Source organism: Parasegetibacter sp. NRK P23, from assembly GCF_023721715.1.
In the GTDB taxonomy this organism is placed as follows: domain Bacteria; phylum Bacteroidota; class Bacteroidia; order Chitinophagales; family Chitinophagaceae; genus Parasegetibacter.
This window is the reverse complement of sequence record NZ_JAMDLG010000001.1, coordinates 2,291,294-2,311,501: the sequence shown is the minus strand read 5'-3', so window position 1 is coordinate 2,311,501 and position 20,208 is coordinate 2,291,294. Positions and strand designations below refer to the sequence as shown.

Sequence of the window (20,208 nt, the reverse complement as noted above, 5' to 3'; positions counted from 1 at the left end):
GTTGTTGTTTTTCCCTGTGGCTGTTACTGTTGGTTGTCCATTTGAATAATTTTATCGCAATGCGGCGCGAGCCTTTCGTCTTCTGAAGCAATTACGATGGTGGCATTTTTTTCCTGCCGGATGTAATTGATCATATTCGTCCGGTAAGGTTCCTGCAGGTGCTCAAACGGTTCTTCCAGTAACAGCAGCCGGCTGGGACCCAGGAGTGCACGCATCAGGAGGATGTTCTTCCTTACATTGCGCGACAGTTTATTGCCCACCGGCAGCAACTGGCTGTCGTAACCGTTACGGCTGGTACGGATGAATTGCTGCAGGCCGCAAAGTTCCGCGAGCTTCGACACCTGATCCAGTGTTACGGACTTATTGCCCATGGTGATGTTGTCCCAGAGTGAACCTTCAAAAATGTCCTGTACACTGAGTAAGATGCCTGTTTGTGCACGCAGACTTTCCACACTATAATTTGATAGCGGCACACCGTTCAGCAGAATATCGCCTGTAAAGTTAGAGAACGCGCCGGTGAGTAAGCGCAGTACGGTGGATTTTCCGGAGCCGGATGCGCCTTTCAGTTGAACGATCTGTTGTTTTTGAATATCCAGGTTAACGCCCCGCAGCACCTGGTCACTGTTTTCATAAGAGAAATGCACGTTTTTAAAGCTGATGTCCACGCCCTCTTTCTCGGGCGCAAGCTTCACCGTGCCGGATTCTTCCAGGTCGGCGCCAGCGATGGCGTTCAGTTTTTCAACGGAAACCAGTGCGTCGTAAATAGAGTCGAGGTTGGTGATCACCTTTTCAATAGAGGCGATGATCGCGATGATCACGATATCCGCCGCGATGAATTGTCCCACGTTGATCTGCTGGTTCACCAGCAGGTAGGCGCCGATGATAAGCATGGCCGCCGTAATCACGATTCTGAAAGAGATCAGGCTCCAGAACTGGGTAAGGAGGATACGGAAATGTCCGGTACGGGATTCCAGGTATTTACCGGCCACTTCATCGCTTTTGTTCATGTGCAGGGAAGTACCCTTGGTGTATTTGAATGATTTGATGGACCGGGCGATCTCCTGCAACCAGGCCGCCATTTTATATTTGTAAGAACTCGCTTTTAACGCGGTTCTCAGTCCCTGTGGAGACGTAAAACGGATGATACTGGCCACGGTCACCATCAGGAACAGGCCGAAGCCTATAAAGATAGGGTGGTAGAAAGCCAGCAGAAGTAGCCCGAGCGTCACCTGGATGATGGCCCCCGGTAAATCAATCAGGAGTTTGTCCATTGATTTCTGAAGCGAAACCGTGTCGAAATAGCGGTTCGTTAATTCAGGCAGGTATTCGCCATCCAGCTTTTCGATGTTGAGTTTGGGGATACGGTCGCTGTATTCAAGGGAATACCGGACGAATATTTTTTGTTTCACCTTCTCCAGCAACTGCAACTGACGCACCTGTAACAGGCCGGCGATAAATACTCCGAACACCACCAGCCCGATCAGTACGGCAATACTGGTTGAAAATGTGCCCGCCATGACGAAGTTGATAATGGACTGAATGCCAAGCGGCAGCGAAAGTTGCACCAACCCCGCGAACAAAGCGAATATGTACATGGCCACCACGTCTTTCCGGTCCGGGAAAAGTACCTGGTTCAATTGACGGATAGCGGCCGACATGGAAGCAGTTTTTTGCTGCATAGGGGTATTTCTTTTTTGCTGAACAAAATTATATTTACTAACTTAAATAATAGTATTACTATTGTTAATGAAAGGATAAATATATTTAATGAAAGTTATAATATTCTAATTTTGCTCTAATCTCGTTCTTATGGACTTCCAGATTCAGATTAAAATGAACCCCAAGCTCTACCTCCGCGACCCCGAACAATCGGCGTTGGGCAGGAGTATTGTGCAGCATAGTATTCTGATGATCCATAAAATGGGTTTTGAAGATTTTACGTTTAAAAAACTTGCCCAGGAAATCGGCACCACGGAAGCAAGTATATACAGATATTTCGAAAACAAGCACCGGCTGCTCACTTATATTATCGCCTGGTTCTGGACCTGGCTCGAATACCAGATCGTTTACCATACCCACAACATGGGCTCCGCACGCGAAAAAGTGCTAACGGTCATCAAACTGCTCACGTCCCGGTTGAAGGATGAGTTTACTTTCGAGCACATCGACAAAACAAGATTGTACGAAGTGGCGATTACGGAAGGAAGCAAACCCTACCTGACCAAGCATGTGGAAGAAGACAACCGCGACCGCCTCTTTAAACCTTACAAAGATCTTTGTGGAAGAATAGCCGATATTTTCACAGCGTACAACCCTTCCTATAAATATCCCCGTTCACTTTCCAGTTCACTCCTTGAGCTGGCGCATTACCAGTTCTTTTTTAAACACCACCTGCCCTCACTCACCGATTTTGCGCAAGAGCCCGATGATGCTGGCGTGGTGCGTTTCCTGGAACAAATGGTGTTCAGTAGTTTGGACGCACCGGTTGCCTGATCTGATATTGTACTTTTCACCCGCTGATAACAGGATTTCCGGACAATGGTTTAGGACATGTTTTTAAAATCCTTCATTAGTAGATGACCAGTGTCTTATTTCATACCTTATACATAGTATCCGGTTTACCTGCTGAAATCATTTTCAAAATTGCTTCATGGAACTGAAAGTGGTAATGGATTGTCTTACCCGTTATGCTTCTTGGGTAGAGCGGGGGAAAATCTTCTTCCGGGATGGGTGTTTACACTGATGATGTGGATTTGGAAAGCCGCTTTCAGGAAGGCTATGCTTATCTTGTTTGGAAAAGCGGTGCCACCGACGTTGTTTTCCTGCGTCACCCACCGTTGAAATACCGTGATGCACATACGTGTTACTGCTCTGCTGCTTCAGTGAAAAAACATGCTTTAACCAAGACATCCATTTCAATCTGTAAACACTTCGGTTATCTTTTAAAATATTCTGATACGGAGTGCAGGTGCTTATTCTAAAAGATTGATTCGGAGGAGATATATAGACTAAAGCTATTCGATAATAAAATACATTGATTTTGTTTACTGCTGCCAACCCCTAATTTTACGTACTTTAATAGAAGCAATTTCAAATCATCGAACAAAACTTATACACATGGAAAAGGAATCAAACGACATCAGTAAGTGCCCGTTCCACAACGGTAAAATGAAACAAAGCGTTGCCGGAGGTGGTACACGAAACCGCGACTGGTGGCCGACTCAGTTAAAGGTCGGCGTGCTGCGCCAGAATTCTCCCGCTTCAGATCCTATGGACAAAGACTTCAATTACGCGGAAGCCTTTAAAAGCCTGGACCTTGAAGCGGTAAAAAAAGACCTTCATGCTTTGATGACGGATTCGCAAGACTGGTGGCCGGCGGATTTCGGTCATTACGGACCATTATTCATCCGTATGGCCTGGCACAGCGCCGGTACCTACCGTGTAGGGGATGGGCGTGGCGGTGCGGGAGCGGGACAGCAACGCTTTGCGCCCCTGAACAGTTGGCCCGATAACGTGAGCCTTGATAAGGCGCGCAGGCTCCTCTGGCCCATTAAACAGAAATACGGTAAAAAAATATCCTGGGCCGACCTTATGATACTCACTGGTAACGTGGCCCTGGAATCCATGGGCTTTAAAACCTTTGGTTTCGCGGGCGGAAGGGAAGATGTGTGGGAACCCGATGAATCAGTGTATTGGGGTTCTGAAACCACCTGGCTGGGTGGCGATATCCGTTACGCGCATGGCTCTGAAGGGGTGCCCAAAGAACATGGTGTGGTATCCTCCGACGACAATGCCGATGGCAAGATACATTCCCGCAACCTGGAAAATCCACTCGCCGCTGTGCAGATGGGATTGATCTACGTGAACCCTGAAGGTCCCGATGGTAATCCTGATCCCGTACTTGCGGCTAAGGATATCCGTGATACCTTCGGTCGCATGGCCATGAACGATGAAGAAACGGTGGCGTTGATTGCAGGCGGCCACAGCTTCGGAAAAACACATGGCGCCGCACCCGCCACGCATGTGGGCAAAGAGCCGGAAGCGGCAGGCATTGAAGAACAGGGCTTCGGTTGGAGCAGCAGCTACGGCTCCGGGAGAGGTGCCGATACCATTACCAGCGGACTGGAAGTAATATGGACCAAAACCCCCACGCAATGGAGCAATAACTTTTTCGAGAACCTCTTCGCCTTCGAATGGGAACTCACTAAAAGTCCGGCCGGTGCGCACCAATGGGTGGCGAAGAATGCGGACAGCATCATTCCCGATGCCTACGATGGCTCGAAAAAGCACCTGCCCACCATGCTAACGACCGATCTGTCCCTGCGCTTCGATCCTGCATACGAAAAGATATCCCGGCGTTTCCTGGAAAATCCCGATGCCTTCGCCGACGCGTTCGCAAGAGCTTGGTTTAAATTAACGCACCGCGACATGGGGCCGCGTGCCCGTTACCTGGGCCCGGATGTTCCGGCGGAAGAACTGCTGTGGCAGGATCCTATACCCGCTGTGGACCATGAACTGGTGAATGAGCAGGATGTTCAGGACCTGAAAGCAAAGTTACTTTCCTCCGGACTCACTTTATCCGAACTCGTGACCACCGCCTGGGCTTCCGCGGCCACGTTCCGGGGCTCCGATAAACGCGGGGGGGCGAACGGAGCCCGCATCAGGCTGGAACCACAAAGGAACTGGGCGGCGAACAACCCGGCGCAACTGCAAAAAGTGCTGGACGTACTTACCGGTATTCAACACGAATTCAACAACGCGCAAACCGGCGGCAAAAAAGTATCACTTGCCGACCTGATTGTACTGGGCGGTTGCGCGGCCGTTGAAAAAGCCGCTTACGAAGCGGGACATGACATTAAAGTGCCTTTCACGCCCGGACGTATGGATGCTTCGCAGGAACAAACCGACGTGGAATCAATGGGCTACCTCGAACCCAAAGCCGATGGCTTCCGCAACTACAGGGCTTCCCGTTTACCCGTTTCTACCGAGGAAATGCTCATCGACAAGGCCCAGCTGCTCACCCTTACCGCTCCGGAACTGACCGTGCTGGTAGGAGGCATGCGCGTACTGAACGCCAATTACGATGGCTCCGCTCACGGTGTGTTCACCAAAGAGCCGGGTAAGCTGACCAACGACTTTTTCGTAAACCTGCTCGATATGGGTACCGCCTGGAAAGCAATGTCCGACGACAAGGAACTCTACCTCGGCAGCGAACGCGCCACCGGAAAAGCGAAGTGGACCGCCACCCGCGCCGACCTGGTATTCGGTTCCAACTCCGAACTCAGGGCCATCGCTGAAGTGTACGCCAGCGACGACGCTAAGGAAAAATTCGTGAAAGATTTCGTGGCGGCCTGGAACAAGGTGATGAACCTGGACAGGTTTGATATCGCGTAACAGTTAATAGAAATTGAACCGCGAGGGCGTGTCCATTTTGCGATGCGCCCTCTTTTTATTTGGGTCCTTATGGGAATGATTTTCTCTTATGCGATGCTGAGCGTCCTTTTTTACTTTTAAGTTACCAGTTCTTATCAAAGTTCTCCTTCGCGAACATGAAGCGATTTTGAAAAAAAATCTAAAATCAGTACTTTGATATGGAAACTGACTTCCCATGAGAAAAACACTTCTGATCCTTGTGGTCCTTCTTTCCGGTCAACGTCTGGCCGCGCAGGATACACTCCTTTTTCCCGGAACTTTATGGTACGATTTCTATTGGGATGGGGATGAACAATATCCCCGGGACGCGATGATGCTTCGTTCACGAATTGATACCATTGACTTTAATTTCCGCTGGCAGTTCGATACGGGCTCGCCCCGTACTTTTTTCTATGGCAAACTCTGGAACTCCTTCGTGGCAGCGTATCCATACCTGGGAAAACGGTTCTTCATTACCGATAGTACGAGACTGGACGGCTTTACCCAGGTGGCGAACCCACTGGTGCGTATCAGCGGAAAGTTATTGCCCAAAAACCGGTTGGGCGTAATGGAAAATTATGGCAATGCGGTGGAACCTGCTGTAATTCTGGAAAGCAGGGGCGCTTCCGCTACCATCGGAACCATTGGCATTGACCTGTTCCGGGATGGGGTTTTGGTCATCAATTTCAAAGACAATAAAATCGGATTCACATCAGTGTTAAAGGAGGCGTTTTATGCTAAAAAGGAACGCAATGTGGTGGATTTCATGTTGTATCAGAACCGCATCATTCTTCCGGTTACCGTGGGCGGAAAAAAACTCCGTTTCTTCTACGACAGCGGCGCGAGTTTGTTCCCGCTGAAATCCACCGCGTCCTTCCTTGGTGAACTTCCGGCTGTAAATTACACCGATACACTTCGGAACATCACCACCTGGGGAAAGTCGCACGATGTGCCCGGCGGTGTTTTTAAAGAGAAAGTATTCATCGGTAAAATGGAGATCAAGCAGCCGAAACTTTATATTCACCCGGATCCGGATAAATTCCATACCAATATCTTCAGGGAGGCGGGAACGCTGGGTTTGATCGGGAATGAATTCTTTCAGGAAAAAGTACTTGTGCTGGATTTTACACGAATGAAATGCGCCATATTGGACCAGTTGAAATAAAGTCCTTTTTTTATAGAAAACGCAGTGCTGGCCCGCGTGTTTAAGCCTCTTCTGGTCGGAGTGTATTTCGCTGGTGGTAGTCGGAATTCACCTCATCTTACGAGTACTGAAAGTGATCAGTTATTTTTTCTGGCAGAAACATATTTCAATCGTAGTGGAACGATTCATTAAATGTGTTTCTTTCTAATTGCAGGGTCTGCTATGTACCTATTTATGGGTATTGTCTCCCATAAACGCCTATTGTAATTTGCCGCCTGAAGGCGGTGTTCGTCTTCTGCTCAATATCCCAGGTAAAAACATAATCTCTACCGTATGAAGAAGGTAATATTACTATTGCTGCTGGTTCCATTTTTAAATTGTGGAAAAAAGGATGCCACGCCTACGCCTGAAGAAAAGCGTAGTGCCGATGCTGCATACAATGCGGCAAAAGTTCCCGGATTGGGAAATATTTATTTTGAAACGGACCTGTTGCCCGGTCAGGAAGCACAACTCGCCATGAAGCTGGTGTTCGGTAACGATACCCTTGCGGCTTATGCCAGTACCGACGCGCAGGGGCGCGTGGCCTTTATTTCCGCAACGGTGCTCACTTTCAACAACGGACAGCATGCGTATGTATGCCACATCAACCCGGCTACGGGAAGCAGTCGTTATTACACTACAACGGGCGGTGTATCCGATGGACTGGTATTGGAAGAAAGGGCTTTCGGTAACAACAACTTTGAGATCGCTGTATTGGACGAAACAGGCGGGGGAGAACCAGAGGTGTTGAAAAGCGCTTATTTTAATGATGGGGAGAAAGCCGCCGGCTATTCAGCTTTCCGCCAGCAACAGGGAACGGATCCCTGGAATTGCGCGCAGCCGCAGCCTGCGGAAGACCTGGACAAAACCATCGACAATCACCTGCAATACCACGCCTGCGGCGGACTCGCATGGGACAGCTATCCGGCGCTTTCAACTATTAAGAACGCGTTCACCGAAGCGCTGGATGCCATCAAATCTCTCGATGCCTATAAGCCCAAACTGGAAAAGATACAACTGCTCGAAAATGCAAGGGCAAAACTCTCCGCCGTATTAAAAGCCGTTACCGGAAAATTGTCAGGGCTCAAATGGGAATCCGCGGCATTGTCCGGATTGCTGAAAAGCCTGGAAGAGCAACTGCGTAAACTGAAAGCGGAACCTTCACTGGAACTCGCGCTGGTGCCCGCCGCATCGGATATGAATTATGATGAAGTAACCGATATCACCGCAAAGTTCACTTATGTTGTTAACGATGCGGATACGAAACTTCCTTTTACGAAAAAGCCTGTTTTTGCCGACTTTGAACTGATGTCCGCCTCCGGTAACATCGTTTATAAAACCGCAAAAGCTTCTGTTCCGGCAAACGGCTTGCTCGTTTTTCAGATTGACCCCTACACGATCACCAACTATAAAAGTTATTCAAGCCTGAAATCGCGCTGCACACTGGTGGGGGGAGAAGGACAGCAGCCGCTGGAGCATTCGTTGTCGCTTTCCTACATGGAACCGAAGGTGGTTGAAGTGAACGGCGCACCCGTTCTGTCCACGCCTTTCATCGTTTTTAACAATGTGGCGCGGGATTTCAAACTGGTGAATAAAGACAACAGACAACTGTACATTCATTACAGCGATGTAACCATCGGAGAGGTGGGCAACAGTCTCGTGAACCACCAGTTGGTCCCCGGTGATGATGGTTTTAGTTTGAAGTTGTCCACCAATGAGAAGACCGATCAATCCACTCATGTAACGATTCTTTACAAAGGCGAACAGGTGGCCAAACTGAATTTTAAGTTATCGGTGGAATGCGATCCCGCGATTGTACATGCACCCGTTATCGGCAATATCACACTTGCCTGTTCCGATGGCACTGCCGGAACCCTTTCCTTTCTGGTACCGTTCACTGCCGACGGTCCGGGAATTCTGATTGACGGGTCTTATTCCGCGTTATGCGATGCAAGCACTACCTGTTATCCGGTTAGGCTCTATTTTAAGAGTCCTGGTGCAGATTGGTCGATAGGACACAACAGCTATAATGTAAAACTCATTTCAGGAACCGTTAACCAGGGTGTTCTACGCGTTTCCATGAGGTATGGATTATGTGTTTCGGGTAAAACCGTTGCGGAGGGTTTTCAGCAGCAATACCCGGATTTCCAGTGGGAGATACAGTTGATGAACAAGTGCAATATGCGCTCAGGCAGGGTAAAGGCATTGTAATGACCGCCGCGTAATTTGTGTTGACAGAATGTAGTGGTTTTGAACGCAATCACAAAATCACTACATTCATGCTGAAACCAACGATTTGTTCATGCCATCCATCCTCGATACGCCACCGCCATTTATTCAGCAGGAGTTGACAGATTTGTCGATTGATCTTTCACTTTCCATTCCCGCCAAGCAACTCGATCGCAACATACTCATCGCCACTTGGAACATCCGTGCTTTCGGTGACTTCACGGAAGCCTGGGAAGCCGGGCCGAATCAGTCGCCCAAACGCGACCTTCATTCCCTCCTCGCTATCGTGGAAATAATAAAACGGTTCGATATCATCGCCGTGCAGGAAGTAAGGGCCAACCTCAAATGCTTACGCCATACCATGAAGCTTCTCGGCTCCGATTGGGCCTTTCTGATGACGGATGTCAACAATTCAGGTTCCGGAAATTATGAAAGGCTCGCGTTCATTTACGATACGCGGAAAGTGAAATTGTCCGGCCTCGCCTGCGAAATCGTAGTGCCCCATGAAGTGCTGGAAGCCAACCGCATGATTGGAGCCGATGCCCTGCAAAGGCAGTTCGTACGTACACCCTATGCCGTTAGTTTCTTGTCTGGGGGAAGAACTTTTGTTCTACTTACCATGCACGTGTTGTATGGCGACAGGAGCGCCGACAGGGTGCCCGAACTGAAAGCCATCGCCAACTGGGTAAAAGACTGGGCGGATGAATTACACAGTTGGGACCATACGCTGCTGGTGCTCGGCGATTTTAATATCGTGAAAAGAGGTGATCCTACTTATGAAGCCTTTGTGTCCACAGGGTTACAGGTGCCGCAGGAACTGGAATCCTTCAGCAGAACCATCTTTAAAGACAGTTATTCTTACTACGACCAGATCGCGTGGTTCAACAATACACTTTCCCTTCAATACAAAACAGGCGGCGTGTACGATTTCAGGGATAAAGTGCTGAAACAGCGAAACTATACCACCAGGGAACTTTCTTACAGAATATCGGATCATTTCCCGCTTTGGGCCGAGTTCGGGGTGTGAAGAACATTTGCGTGGATGGATTCAATTACACCTAAAAAGAAGTTTTTCAATTCCTGAAGTTGAATATTCAATAAATTCAGGTCTACAAAACATTCGTATGCCGAAGATCATCACCGTAACCTTCAATCCCGCGATCGATAAAAGTACCACTGTCCCGGTGTTAATGCCGGAGAAAAAACTCAGATGTGGTGATCCGGTATTCGAGCCGGGAGGCGGGGGCATCAATGTGGCCAGGGCCATTAAAAAACTCGGGGGTGAGGCCACGGCTTTTTACCTGGCGGGCGGTTATGCCGGGCAGGCGTTTGTGGATTTGTTGAAAGCAGAGGGCGTGGAATCGGTGGTTACGCCTATTGCAGGAAATACCAGGGAGAATTTTATCGTACTGGAATCGGCATCGGGGCAGCAATACCGTTTTGGAATGCCGGGGCCCGAAATTTCGGAGACTGAATGGCGTGATTGCCTGAACGGACTGGAACTCGCAAAGGATGCGGATATTATCGTAGTTAGCGGCAGTTTGCCAAAAGGCGTTCCCGATGATGTATACCTGATGATAGGCGCCATCGCGCAACGCAACAAAGCCCGGTTGATCATCGATACTTCAGGTGATGCCCTGAAGAAAACTGTTCAGGCGGGTGTTTATCTTTTAAAGCCCAACCTCGGCGAACTCGCTTCGCTCGTGGAGAAAGACGACCTGGATATAGAACTGGTGGATGATGCGGCCAGGGAAGTAATCAGAAGCGGCCACTGCGAAGTAATGGTGGTGTCTATGGGCGCTGCCGGCGCTATGGTGGTAACGAAAGATATCGCGGAGCACATCTTTCCTCCGGCAGTAAAAATTAAGAGTACGGTTGGCGCGGGCGATAGTATGGTAGCCGGTATGGTGTGGAGCATCGCGCAAAACAGGAGCATTCAGGATGCCGTCCGGTACGGTGTGGCTTGCGGAACAGCGGCTACAATGAACGAGGGAACGGCATTGTGCCGTAAAAAAGATGCCGATCATTTGTTCACGCTTATGAAGTCGAGAAACGTACTATAAATAGAAGCACTATGGAACTAATGAAAGGCGGCTGCCGCGGCCCGGACTTTCTCATTTGGATGTGAAACCGCGATTTGCCCGATCAACTCCAGCAAAGAAGGATAGTGGTAAGAATAATGGCAAAGGAGTTGCAGGCACTGAAGCTGTAATTTCTCTGAACCTGTTTGTAGTATTTTTTCAAGATGTGGCAACGCCTCCGGCCTGAAGTGGCGATAGAACATCGCTTCCAATATAGTGCTAAGTACAGGTTCGTTAAATGCCGCGCCATTTGAAATTGCATCAAGGTATAAACGATCCACCTTTTCATGTTCAACAAACCGAAGGGCATACCAGGCCATACCACTGATGGTTTCAGTAGTGTCTTTCAGGTAGGGAAGAATGGCGGGTAAAGCGTTGTTTGTTCCGGCGTTGCCCAGCACGGAAAGCAACAGCATGGGATCGTTGATAGGTTTTAGCAGGTGGATCAATCGTGCTACCAGTGAATCTGCGCGTGAACGATCGGTTGTACTCAACGCGCCGGCCATATTGCCCAACGAAAGAAAGGTGGATGATTTGCGGGCGGAAGGTGTTTTCGGGTCCGTTACAATGTCTTCCAGTTCGTATTGTAAGGCATATCCAGGTGTTTGGATAAGACCAACCGACGGCACGATATACCGAAGCAGGTTCACCTCCTCATGCCGGTATTTTTTGATCATTTTTACCATTATAGCCTGGGCCTCTGTTGTAGCGGCGCCAATCAATGCGGCCCTGATCAGTTTGAAACGGGCTGTCCGAGGGTTGGTTTCCAAAAAAATGTTTTCCAGTTGTTCCGATAGAGGCTTTTCCGCCAGCAGAAAGGCTTTCAGGTCGTCCAGTATATGCTGTTGCCGGAGTTCGGTGGTGCTGTCTTCAATGGTGGCCAATGCCGCTTCCAGGTCTGCGGACCGTATATTTTCCGCGCGCGCCAGTATTCTTTTCTGCTCCAGCAACTGCACCCGTTGCGGGTAATAAAATGGTCGTTTATAAGCGTATGAATCGGAGCTGTGGCCCGCATTATTTTTTAAAATTTGTTTCCTGCTGTAAGCATAGCTGTTCTTCATTGCACTGGCCAGGTGATGACTGATGAAAGATTGCCGGTTGATGAAGCCGTTTACTTCCGAAGGAAACGCCGCTGCTTTTTCAAACGTAAAACGAAGGTGGCTGTGGTAAACAGTATGTTGGGGAATGAGATCGGGATGCCGGCTGGATTTTTCATACACGGCATTCAGAGAATCCATTACAAGGGTGCGGCCGTTGTGGTTAAAAACCGCGTTTACCTTTCCATCTGAAAGATATATTTCGTTTGTCCGTTTATGCCTGGAAGTTCCGGGATTGAAATACTGCCATCCTTCAATAAACTGGACAACGAGGTGTTCAGCCGCATCTCCTGGTGTTCCGGGAAAAAAGATGCTATCGATCAACCCATTTGAATGACGTGTGAAACAAAATCCTGCAAGTAGGCTGTTGTTAACTGCTTCTTTCACAGATTCCGGTAAGGGAAGATTGAGTTTGCTGATGGAAGTAAACCGGCAGCAAACATGCGAACCATTCTTATCCTTTTGTACTGAGATATTTATCAGTCCTTCCATTCCGGCATTCAGTTGCGTGTCGGCGATCGCTGCATTAAAAAAGGAAAGGTTTGTTTGCACACCACTGTTAAAAACGACAGCGTATTCCCAGGCTTCCGGCGCTCGGGACACCAGCTTTCTTTCCTGCGCATATCCTTGCAGGACCATGAGGGGACAGTAAATAAAAACGGTTGCCGTTTTGGTGAAGGAAAGAAGCCGTGTCGGGAAATACGCTGTCGTCATAAAATTACCAGTTCAGGTTAAAGCCTTTGTCGGATTCCAGCAAAGTGCCATTCAGGCGGAAAGCGGCAGGTGTTTCATAAATGGGGATGGTTTCTTTTTTAATGCAGGGCGCGAAGCAACTCCAGTTGGAAAGGTCAGGGTATCTTACAAAAAGATTGATCTCTCCTTTCAGCGCTTCCAGTGTGGCTTCTACGGAAGAGATGTTCTTCAGCCGCCAAACACCTTCTTCTCTCGCAAGACCGGCAGTGCCGCCGAAGCCCAGTCCTCCTTTCACTAAAGTGATGATGCCTTCTATGCCGCCTTCCAGCACATCTTCCATGCCATAAGAGGCGGCTACGCGGAGGGTCGTGCCATAGGTGGGGCCGATGTGTGCGGAAACTCCGTTTCTGTCCATCTGTACGTCGTAGCTGCATCCTACAGATCCACCCAGCGAGAAAGTGGTATTGATGCCGATGGAAGGAAGCCAGTCCATAAAGTTGAGGGAAGAGAAGGTGCGGGTGGGCATAATTTCACTCAATTGCAATTCTTCCTCATCACTTTCAGAAAAGGTGGCGCTGGAAATATTGGTGGTTCTGTTGAAAAAAGATCTGCCCATCAGGTTTACCACCACTTTTCTTTCATGGGCCTGGTTGTTGTTGGCCTTGGCGGTGAACTCTCCGTTCATGGTGGCCATGGGAATAGTGATGGTGAAAGGCAGCCCGAAGGACCCCCTGACATTGGCGTTGAAGTTGACCGCTACTTTGTATTCTGAGCCGGTGGTGCCCATGCCGTTTTCCACGTTTCCGCCCAGTGGCTTCACGGCGTAACTGGAAACTTTGAGCGAGGCGTTTGATAGGCTGAAGTTAGCGCCATCGTTGCCCATCGATTCCTGTATCTGGTCGGTAAGTGGTTTCAGCAGTTGCGCGATGGAGTATTCTTCTTCAATTCTTTTTTCTTCTCTTTTGATTTCCAGGTTTACATTCGATACCGGTTTTTTCTGTGTAATCAATCCGTTGTTGGCAGTCTTGTTGAGCGTGGTAGCCGAAGCCGTTGCCGTGCTCTTTTTTTGCGGAAACAACATGGTTACCCGTTGCTGACGGCCCAAAGGCGCTTTCACCCCGGTATTGATGAGCTGGTTCTTGCGCAGGATTTCCGTATTCGAAATGTTGACCGGTTTGAACTTGAGGGATGTTTTACCGATCTCATATTTCCGGAGGGAATAGCCCCGCTTGCTGATTTCCTGTTCAATTTTATTGACGCGCGCCAGGTATTCTTCCACCGTGATTTCTTTTCCGCTGATGGTTTTAATTTTGTCGGTAGGCTTCATTTGCTGCCCGTTTACTTTGGCTTCTGCAAGGTCGAATCGTTTAAAAGCGACCGGTGTTTTGCCGCTGAAACTGACCGGCTGCCTGTTTTCGATGACGATCCTGTTCTGGGCCATCGAACTGTTTGCGAGCAGGAACGAGGTGCCCGCGAGGAGGAATACTTTTTTCATAATTGTATGTTGTGGGATGAAGGAATATTAGCGGGTGCCGGGAATGGGGGTATCGGTTGGACCTTTGGCATAGAGGAAGGGGAAGCTGTCGTCAATAGAAGGAAGACGGGCTTTTTCGGTTGCGGATAACAGTTTGTAAATACCCCGCAGCATCCACTGCGGGTTGTGGTTATGGCCCATCAGTTTGGTGGGTTCAGCCATGAAATCGGTCATTACCCCGCTTTTTCTCGCTTTCAGGATACGAACGGTGTTGTCGCTTCGGCTATCGCCCGGACATTTGTTGAATTCGCAGGGGTTAAGGGAAAGGTAGCGGTCGTCGTCGGTAGTGTATTTCTGAAGATCGCCGTATTCCACATGGTCGAACCAGTGGCGTTTGCCCGGCGCATGGTAGAAAGGAACGCCTACTACACTTACCGGGTCCAGATAGTATTCAAAACGGTGGATGCGGTTGGGCAATAAACTATTTCCTTTGTTTTTAAAGGCATCGTTGCCCAGTACTCTTGGTGCGGAGAAACCGTATACGGACTGTACATTGTATCCGGCGGCTTTCAGGTCAACCCCTGCGATCACGGCCATGGCGGAACCCAGGCTGTGGCCGGTGAGCCATATCTTTTTCGATTTCCCGCCGTTGGCATTCAGGAAGCCGATCAGTTCGGGCCTGATGAGCAGGTAACTTTCGTAAAAACCACTGTGCAATTTTGTGCCGGACAGCGAACCGGTTCCATCCTTGAACGTGGCGAGAAAGTCGGTTCCGATCCATTCCCCTCTGTTGCCGATTTCTTTATATGCATCGGTGCCGCGGAAAACGATGAAGTTCGCTTTTGGCGCATCTATCATCATGAGTTCAGGATCGAAGCCCGCATCAATGCCCAGTATCTTCACCCCGTTGCGCTGGCGGATAAATTTGAATTGCGCCGTGTTTTCGTTCACCCAGGCAATGGAATCTTCTTCGAAGTTCCGGGCAACCGGCTGACTCGCTTTCGGAGGCACGGTGCTTTTCGAAGAATCCAGCCTGAGGTTAATGTTGGCAGGTAATTTGGTTACCTTCTGCGCTTCGGGCACCATCTTTACCGGAACGGCCAGGAGCGCTAGGCGTTTCGGTCGCTGCCGTTCATCAAAGAAGTAATGCGCGAACCGCCCGGCAAACACGGCTTCAATATTACTGTTGTTTACCGTGCTGTTCTGTTCGATCCAATCGGTACTGGAAATGGAAGTGACCGGACGCTGGCCATTCTGAAGGTAGCGCGTTTGGTAATACAGTCTTTCCGGGTAAATCAGTTCACTCATCTTGGCGAGAATGAATGCGTTCCCGGGCGTCATGCCGGTTTCGTTGTAATTGAAATACTGCATACAGTTATTTTCCTTTTCAGGAATATCGAAGGCAAAACGCGGGTCGGTACAGAACCGGACCTGTGTTTTTGCGCTGAAGCAAATGCTGAATGAAAGCAGCATGAACATTAATACTCGTTTCATATAATGGTGATTGAGGATTGAAAAGATTACCGCATCATGCAGGAAATACCCGCCACGGGGATAAATGCCTGCGACTTCCCGTTTTTATCCAGTATCCAGCGCATCCCGTAGTTGATGATCACGTTCCTGCTGATGCGCCAGTCGCCACCCAGGCTCAAGGCGTTGGGATGAACGGTGGTCCACTTCACGGAGGATTCAACAATCTCCACATCTGCCGGAGCGGTAAACGCTTCGCTCAGTGCTTCTATGGGTGTTTTGAGCGCTTTCTTTTCATAGAGGAATTCCACGAAAAAGCTATAGAGTGGTCCGCCATAACGGAGGTTGATACCCGCGGAATAAAGTTTGTTTTCGGCTACGGCCAATTGTTGGGTTTCTTCCCCGGTATTTTTATCTCTTAACAGGAAGTTCAGTTCTTCTTCATACCAGGTAGTGCGGATCAGGCCGGAGAGCAGCCATCGTTTTCCCAACGGAACACCGCCATTCACCCACATGCCCCATCCGGTATTCCGGTTCAGTCTTAATTTGTTCAATGATCCCGCGCTATCGCTCTGGTAAGTGTATACGCGGCCAAAAGCAACGTCCAGCGAGGCGGCGTTCCAATGTTCCGCTACGAACAATGCGGCCCGTTCATTTATTTCCGTGTTCCGCCGGCTGTTCAGGGTTTGCAGTTCAGCGTTCGTATTGCTGATTTCGGTGCGGATGGCCGATCTTTCAATGATACTGATACTGGTGTCCAGCTTTTCCTGCAAGGCTTTTAATTGTGCTTCCAGCGTGGTTTGCTCTTCCTGGAAACGAATGGAAATTTCTTCATAAAGGTCCTTCTCCATCAAAGGGTCGCGGCCTTTTAAGATGTTCATTTTTCCAGCGAAGCCTATTCTCCGGTCGCTTTCTTCGTTCTGAACCGTTCCCAATGATACATCGAGTGAGGCCAGTCTTCTCATGAAATAATCGGAGCGCTGGTATTTTTTCAGGTCTTTTCTCCGGTACAACAATTCCCAGACCGGTTGCGATTGAATGGCGATATTTGGATTGAGGCGCCATGATTTGAACGACCAGTCTACCTTAAAATCCTTGATATCAGAAGTGCGGTTGATCTGGGAAGGCGTTACGCCCATCAGGTCGAATACGGGAGAAGGAGGAATAGCGAATTCTTTCGGTGATAATCGTCCGGACTTGCTTTCCTCTTCCTGTGCGAATCCGGCGAAAGGAAGAAGCAGTAGCGGTAATAAGAATAGTTGTCGCATGAAAGGCATATTTGCGGGGATGTACTCCTGTTGGTTTTGTTCCCTGTAAATGTCCGTTGTGAAGGGGCTTCAGTATATACCGGTTCCTGGCGAAAAATCAGCGGGATAAATACCTGATATTTGGTATTGGGGTCACCGGCGATTGTAGTAGTTTTCAAGCCTGAATCGTGCAAGGTTCAATGATTCGTAATATTTAATGCTTTATTGTATGCGGCTCTTGTATAAAAAGATATGTATTGTTCTGCTACTGGTGCTGGTTTCGGGTGTTCTTCTTGCACAGAAAGTGAACGAAGACAGCCTTTGGCAGATCATCCGGAAACCGAAGGACGATACCACCCGGGTGGACGCCCTGAACCGGCTGGGGGGCTACCTGCTCACGCACAAGCAGGATACGGCGGGCCTTTCCCTGCTTGGGCAGGCGCTGGATATTGCGCGGAAGGAGAAATATTATACGGGTATATGCCAGTCGCTGATCGCAAAAGGCAACTACGCGGTGAAGATGAACAACTGGCTGGAAGCGATCGGGACTTATGAAGCTATTCTTACTGAGCCATCACCTTCGAAAGACAGTCTCCGCAGGCTCCGTGCCCACATGATGGCCCATAATAACCTCGGGGGTATCTACAACCGGAATGGTGATTACGCTACGGCTTTATCGCACCGCCTGAAATCCCTTGAACTCGCGGAACTGCAAACGCCTGATCCTAACAACCTGGTGATTGTGTATTGCAACATTGCGAGTGAATACCGGCAGTTGAAACTTTTCGACAAAGCCGCGGAATACCTGGCGAGCGCCGAGCCCCAGGTGAAAAAGGCGAAGCCGATTTATCATTTCGATTATTTGTACGAATTGCATTCACTCTATAGTGTGCGTAAAGACAGTGCTGGTATAGACCGCGTACTGAAAGAAATGAAAACCCTGATCGCAACCGCAGAATTCAGTCCTTACCAGGCATTGGATACCCGTTATGAATATTATAAGCTGGAAGGGAATTTCTTCCGCGATTACCTCAGGGCATACGATAAAGCGATCGCCGCGCATGAACAATCATTGAAAACGGCTTCAGAAATGAACAATGAAGGCAGCCGCCTTTCCGCCATGCAAAACCTGGCTACGAGTTATTATGAGGCGGGCATGATTCCCAAAGCCATTCCGTTGTTCGAAGAAGTATACCAGGCCGGCGTCGCCACCGGACTTACGTTTAATGCCCGGAGAGCGGCTGGTTACCTGGCCGATATTTTTAAGGGAAGAAAGCAGTTTCAGCAAGCCCTGGATTACCGTGAAAAAGCCATCCGCCTGAGCGATAGTCTGGAAACAGATGAAAAACTGAAGGAACTGAATTTCCTGGAAGCCAAATACCAGAACGAAAAACGCATGACCCATATTTCTTCCCTGGAAAAAGAGAATGCGTTGCGGAAACTGGAGGTGCTGGAGAAGAACCGCTGGCTGCTGGTATCCTTGGGCGTGGCCCTGTTGTTGTTGCTTTTGGTATTGCTGATTTACAGAACGGGCAGGCAACGAAGAATACTGGCCGAAAAAGATAGAAAACTGAAAGAAGATGAAATCAAATTCCTGGAGGGGCAGCAACAGGTGATCTCGCTCCAATCGATGGTGAACGGGCAGGAAGCGGAGCGCACTCGCATCGCGAAGGACCTGCATGATGGGCTTGGCGGACTATTCTCCACCGTGCGGATGCACTACAGTACACTACAGGAAGAGGTGCCCGGCTTAACGGGCAATCCGCTGTATAAAAAAACCAGGGAACTGATCGGTGCCGCCTCTGAAGAACTGAGACGGGTGGCGCACAATATGATGCCCGAAGTATTGCTGAAAGTAGGGCTTCCCGAAGCGCTCCGGGATATGAGCAACAACATCAGCGCAGGCAAAATGTTATCCGTTAACTTTCAATCTTACGGATTGGAAAACCGTCTCGACCGCACCACAGAAGTGATGTTGTACCGTATTGTGCAGGAACTGATGAACAACATTATCAAACACGCGGCCGCCACCAGTGTGCTGGTGCAACTGAACAGGGAAGGGGACAGGCTCAGCCTCGTGGTGGAAGACAATGGCAAAGGGTTTGATACCACTGGTACCGGCGAGGCGCAGAGTATGGGCTTGTCAACCGTAAAAAGCCGTGTGGAATACCTGAACGGGAAATTGTCGATCGATTCCGTGCCCAATGTTGGGACCACTGTATTGATCGATATTTTACTGGACGAAGGGCAATCCTTGAACCGATAACGTACATTTGACCATCGCTGAATTTATGGTAAAACTGATGATTATAGATGATCACCCGCTGGTGGTGGATGGTGTGGCCACCATGCTGAAGGATGAGTGCTACCTGGAGGTGATTGCCGCCGCCCGCACGGGCAGGCAGGCCTTAAATATATTGGGGGAACACCCCGAATGTGATCTTGTATTGCTGGACATTAACCTGCCCGATACCGATGGACTTCAACTCTGCGAACAGATCAGGCGGTTGTATCCTTCTGTAAAAATCATCTGCCTTACTTCTGTGAACGAAGCGGGCATCATTTCCCAGATGATCCGCAAAGGAGCGAATGGTTACCTGCTCAAGGATATGGAAAAAACGGAACTGGTTACGGCCATCAACAAAGTGCTGGACGGAGACGTTTACCTGAGTAAAGCGGCCAACGATAAAATACTCCAGCAACTCCGGGAACTGGACATCAATCCGCAGCAGATTCCCATGCTGACCAGGCGGGAAAAAGAAATTCTATCCTTACTCGATAAAGGACTTTCCAGCCAGGAGATCGCGGAGAAACTTTGCCTGAGTATTTACACGATTGATACGCACAGGAAGAATATGCTGCAAAAAATGAATGTACACAATACACCCGCGCTCCTGAAAGCCGCTTACAACCTGGGGTTGCTGGTCAGGCAGCAATAAGTTTACAATGCAGCCCTTAGTTTCGCCGGCAGACTTTTTACCACCAGTTCATAAGAGTGATCGATCCATTCCTTCAATACCGCGTCCGGCACTGAGCCATCGGGCGTAACGGTGTTCCAGTGTTTTTTGTTCATGTGGTAACCGGGTGTAATACAGGGATAACGTTCCCTCAACTCAACGGCAAGATCGGGATCGCATTTTACATTGAACCCGAACTGCTCGCTGTCGAGCGAGGTGAGCAGGTAAATTTTACCGCCCACTTTATAAACAAGTGTATCCGGACCGAAGGGGAGGGTTTCTTCGGTGCCTGGTTTTGAAAGGCAGTATGCCTGAAGCGCTTCGATGTGCATGGGGTAAAGATAAAATATTCTCTTTTGCCATGC

14 protein-coding genes are annotated in these 20,208 nt (G+C 49.2%); 8 read left to right on the top strand and 6 right to left on the bottom strand.

The window, feature by feature from the left end; translation table 11 throughout:
- Positions 1 to 23: 23 nt before the first annotated feature.
- Positions 24 to 1,679, bottom strand: coding sequence for a peptidase domain-containing ABC transporter (locus tag M4J38_RS09375; protein ID WP_251759294.1), 1,656 nt, complete (start codon positions 1,677 to 1,679; stop codon positions 24 to 26).
- A gap of 130 nt (positions 1,680 to 1,809) precedes the next feature.
- Here M4J38_RS09375 and M4J38_RS09370 point away from each other — a divergent pair, with 130 nt between their 5' ends.
- The 6 genes from M4J38_RS09370 to M4J38_RS09345 all read left to right on the top strand — a co-directional run bounded on the left by M4J38_RS09370 (position 1,810) and on the right by M4J38_RS09345 (position 10,887).
- Entirely contained in the window at positions 1,810 to 2,493 is a 684-nt protein-coding gene (locus tag M4J38_RS09370; RefSeq protein WP_251759293.1) for a TetR/AcrR family transcriptional regulator, read from the top strand.
- 624 nt (positions 2,494 to 3,117) lie between these two features.
- Positions 3,118 to 5,394, top strand: coding sequence for a catalase/peroxidase HPI (katG, locus tag M4J38_RS09365; protein ID WP_256469197.1), 2,277 nt, complete (start codon positions 3,118 to 3,120; stop codon positions 5,392 to 5,394).
- Positions 5,395 to 5,608: 214 nt separating this feature from the next.
- Positions 5,609 to 6,577 (top strand): retropepsin-like domain-containing protein, encoded by a 969-nt coding sequence (locus M4J38_RS09360; RefSeq protein ID WP_251759292.1) that lies wholly within the window; start codon positions 5,609 to 5,611, stop codon positions 6,575 to 6,577.
- Positions 6,578 to 6,889: 312 nt separating this feature from the next.
- Positions 6,890 to 8,806: a hypothetical protein gene (locus M4J38_RS09355; RefSeq protein ID WP_251759291.1), complete on the top strand. Its 1,917-nt coding sequence runs from the start codon at positions 6,890 to 6,892 to the stop codon at positions 8,804 to 8,806.
- 91 nt (positions 8,807 to 8,897) lie between these two features.
- A complete protein-coding gene (locus tag M4J38_RS09350) occupies positions 8,898 to 9,851 on the top strand; it encodes an endonuclease/exonuclease/phosphatase family protein (RefSeq protein ID WP_251759290.1) in 954 nt (317 codons plus the stop codon).
- A gap of 97 nt (positions 9,852 to 9,948) precedes the next feature.
- Positions 9,949 to 10,887 (top strand): 1-phosphofructokinase family hexose kinase, encoded by a 939-nt coding sequence (locus tag M4J38_RS09345; RefSeq protein ID WP_251759289.1) that lies wholly within the window; start codon positions 9,949 to 9,951, stop codon positions 10,885 to 10,887.
- 17 nt (positions 10,888 to 10,904) lie between these two features.
- Here M4J38_RS09345 and M4J38_RS09340 read toward each other — a convergent pair whose 3' ends face one another.
- From M4J38_RS09340 to M4J38_RS09325, 4 genes are read right to left on the bottom strand one after another with little or no spacing between them, the layout of a single operon-like run.
- On the bottom strand, positions 10,905 to 12,716 hold the full coding sequence (locus M4J38_RS09340; RefSeq protein WP_251759288.1) for a hypothetical protein: 1,812 nt from the start codon (positions 12,714 to 12,716) through the stop codon (positions 10,905 to 10,907).
- 4 nt (positions 12,717 to 12,720) lie between these two features.
- Positions 12,721 to 14,190, bottom strand: coding sequence for a hypothetical protein (locus tag M4J38_RS09335; protein ID WP_251759287.1), 1,470 nt, complete (start codon positions 14,188 to 14,190; stop codon positions 12,721 to 12,723).
- Positions 14,191 to 14,217: 27 nt separating this feature from the next.
- Positions 14,218 to 15,663 carry a lipase family protein gene (locus M4J38_RS09330; RefSeq protein WP_251759286.1) on the bottom strand — a complete coding sequence of 482 codons (1,446 nt, stop codon included), beginning with the start codon at positions 15,661 to 15,663 and terminating at the stop codon, positions 14,218 to 14,220.
- 26 nt (positions 15,664 to 15,689) lie between these two features.
- Positions 15,690 to 16,907, bottom strand: coding sequence for a hypothetical protein (locus M4J38_RS09325; protein ID WP_251759285.1), 1,218 nt, complete (start codon positions 16,905 to 16,907; stop codon positions 15,690 to 15,692).
- A 208-nt stretch (positions 16,908 to 17,115) separates the two neighbouring features.
- On the opposite strand from M4J38_RS09325, the gene M4J38_RS09320 reads away from it, so the two are divergent.
- Together M4J38_RS09320 and M4J38_RS09315 are read left to right on the top strand one after the other, a co-directional pair.
- Positions 17,116 to 19,152 (top strand): sensor histidine kinase, encoded by a 2,037-nt coding sequence (locus tag M4J38_RS09320; protein WP_251759284.1) that lies wholly within the window; start codon positions 17,116 to 17,118, stop codon positions 19,150 to 19,152.
- A 37-nt stretch (positions 19,153 to 19,189) separates the two neighbouring features.
- Positions 19,190 to 19,825 (top strand): response regulator transcription factor, encoded by a 636-nt coding sequence (locus M4J38_RS09315; protein ID WP_251759283.1) that lies wholly within the window; start codon positions 19,190 to 19,192, stop codon positions 19,823 to 19,825.
- 2 nt (positions 19,826 to 19,827) lie between these two features.
- Here the strand turns inward: M4J38_RS09315 and M4J38_RS09310 are convergent, their stop codons facing one another.
- Positions 19,828 to 20,175, bottom strand: coding sequence for an MmcQ/YjbR family DNA-binding protein (locus M4J38_RS09310; protein WP_251759282.1), 348 nt, complete (start codon positions 20,173 to 20,175; stop codon positions 19,828 to 19,830).
- Positions 20,176 to 20,208 lie beyond the last annotated feature (33 nt).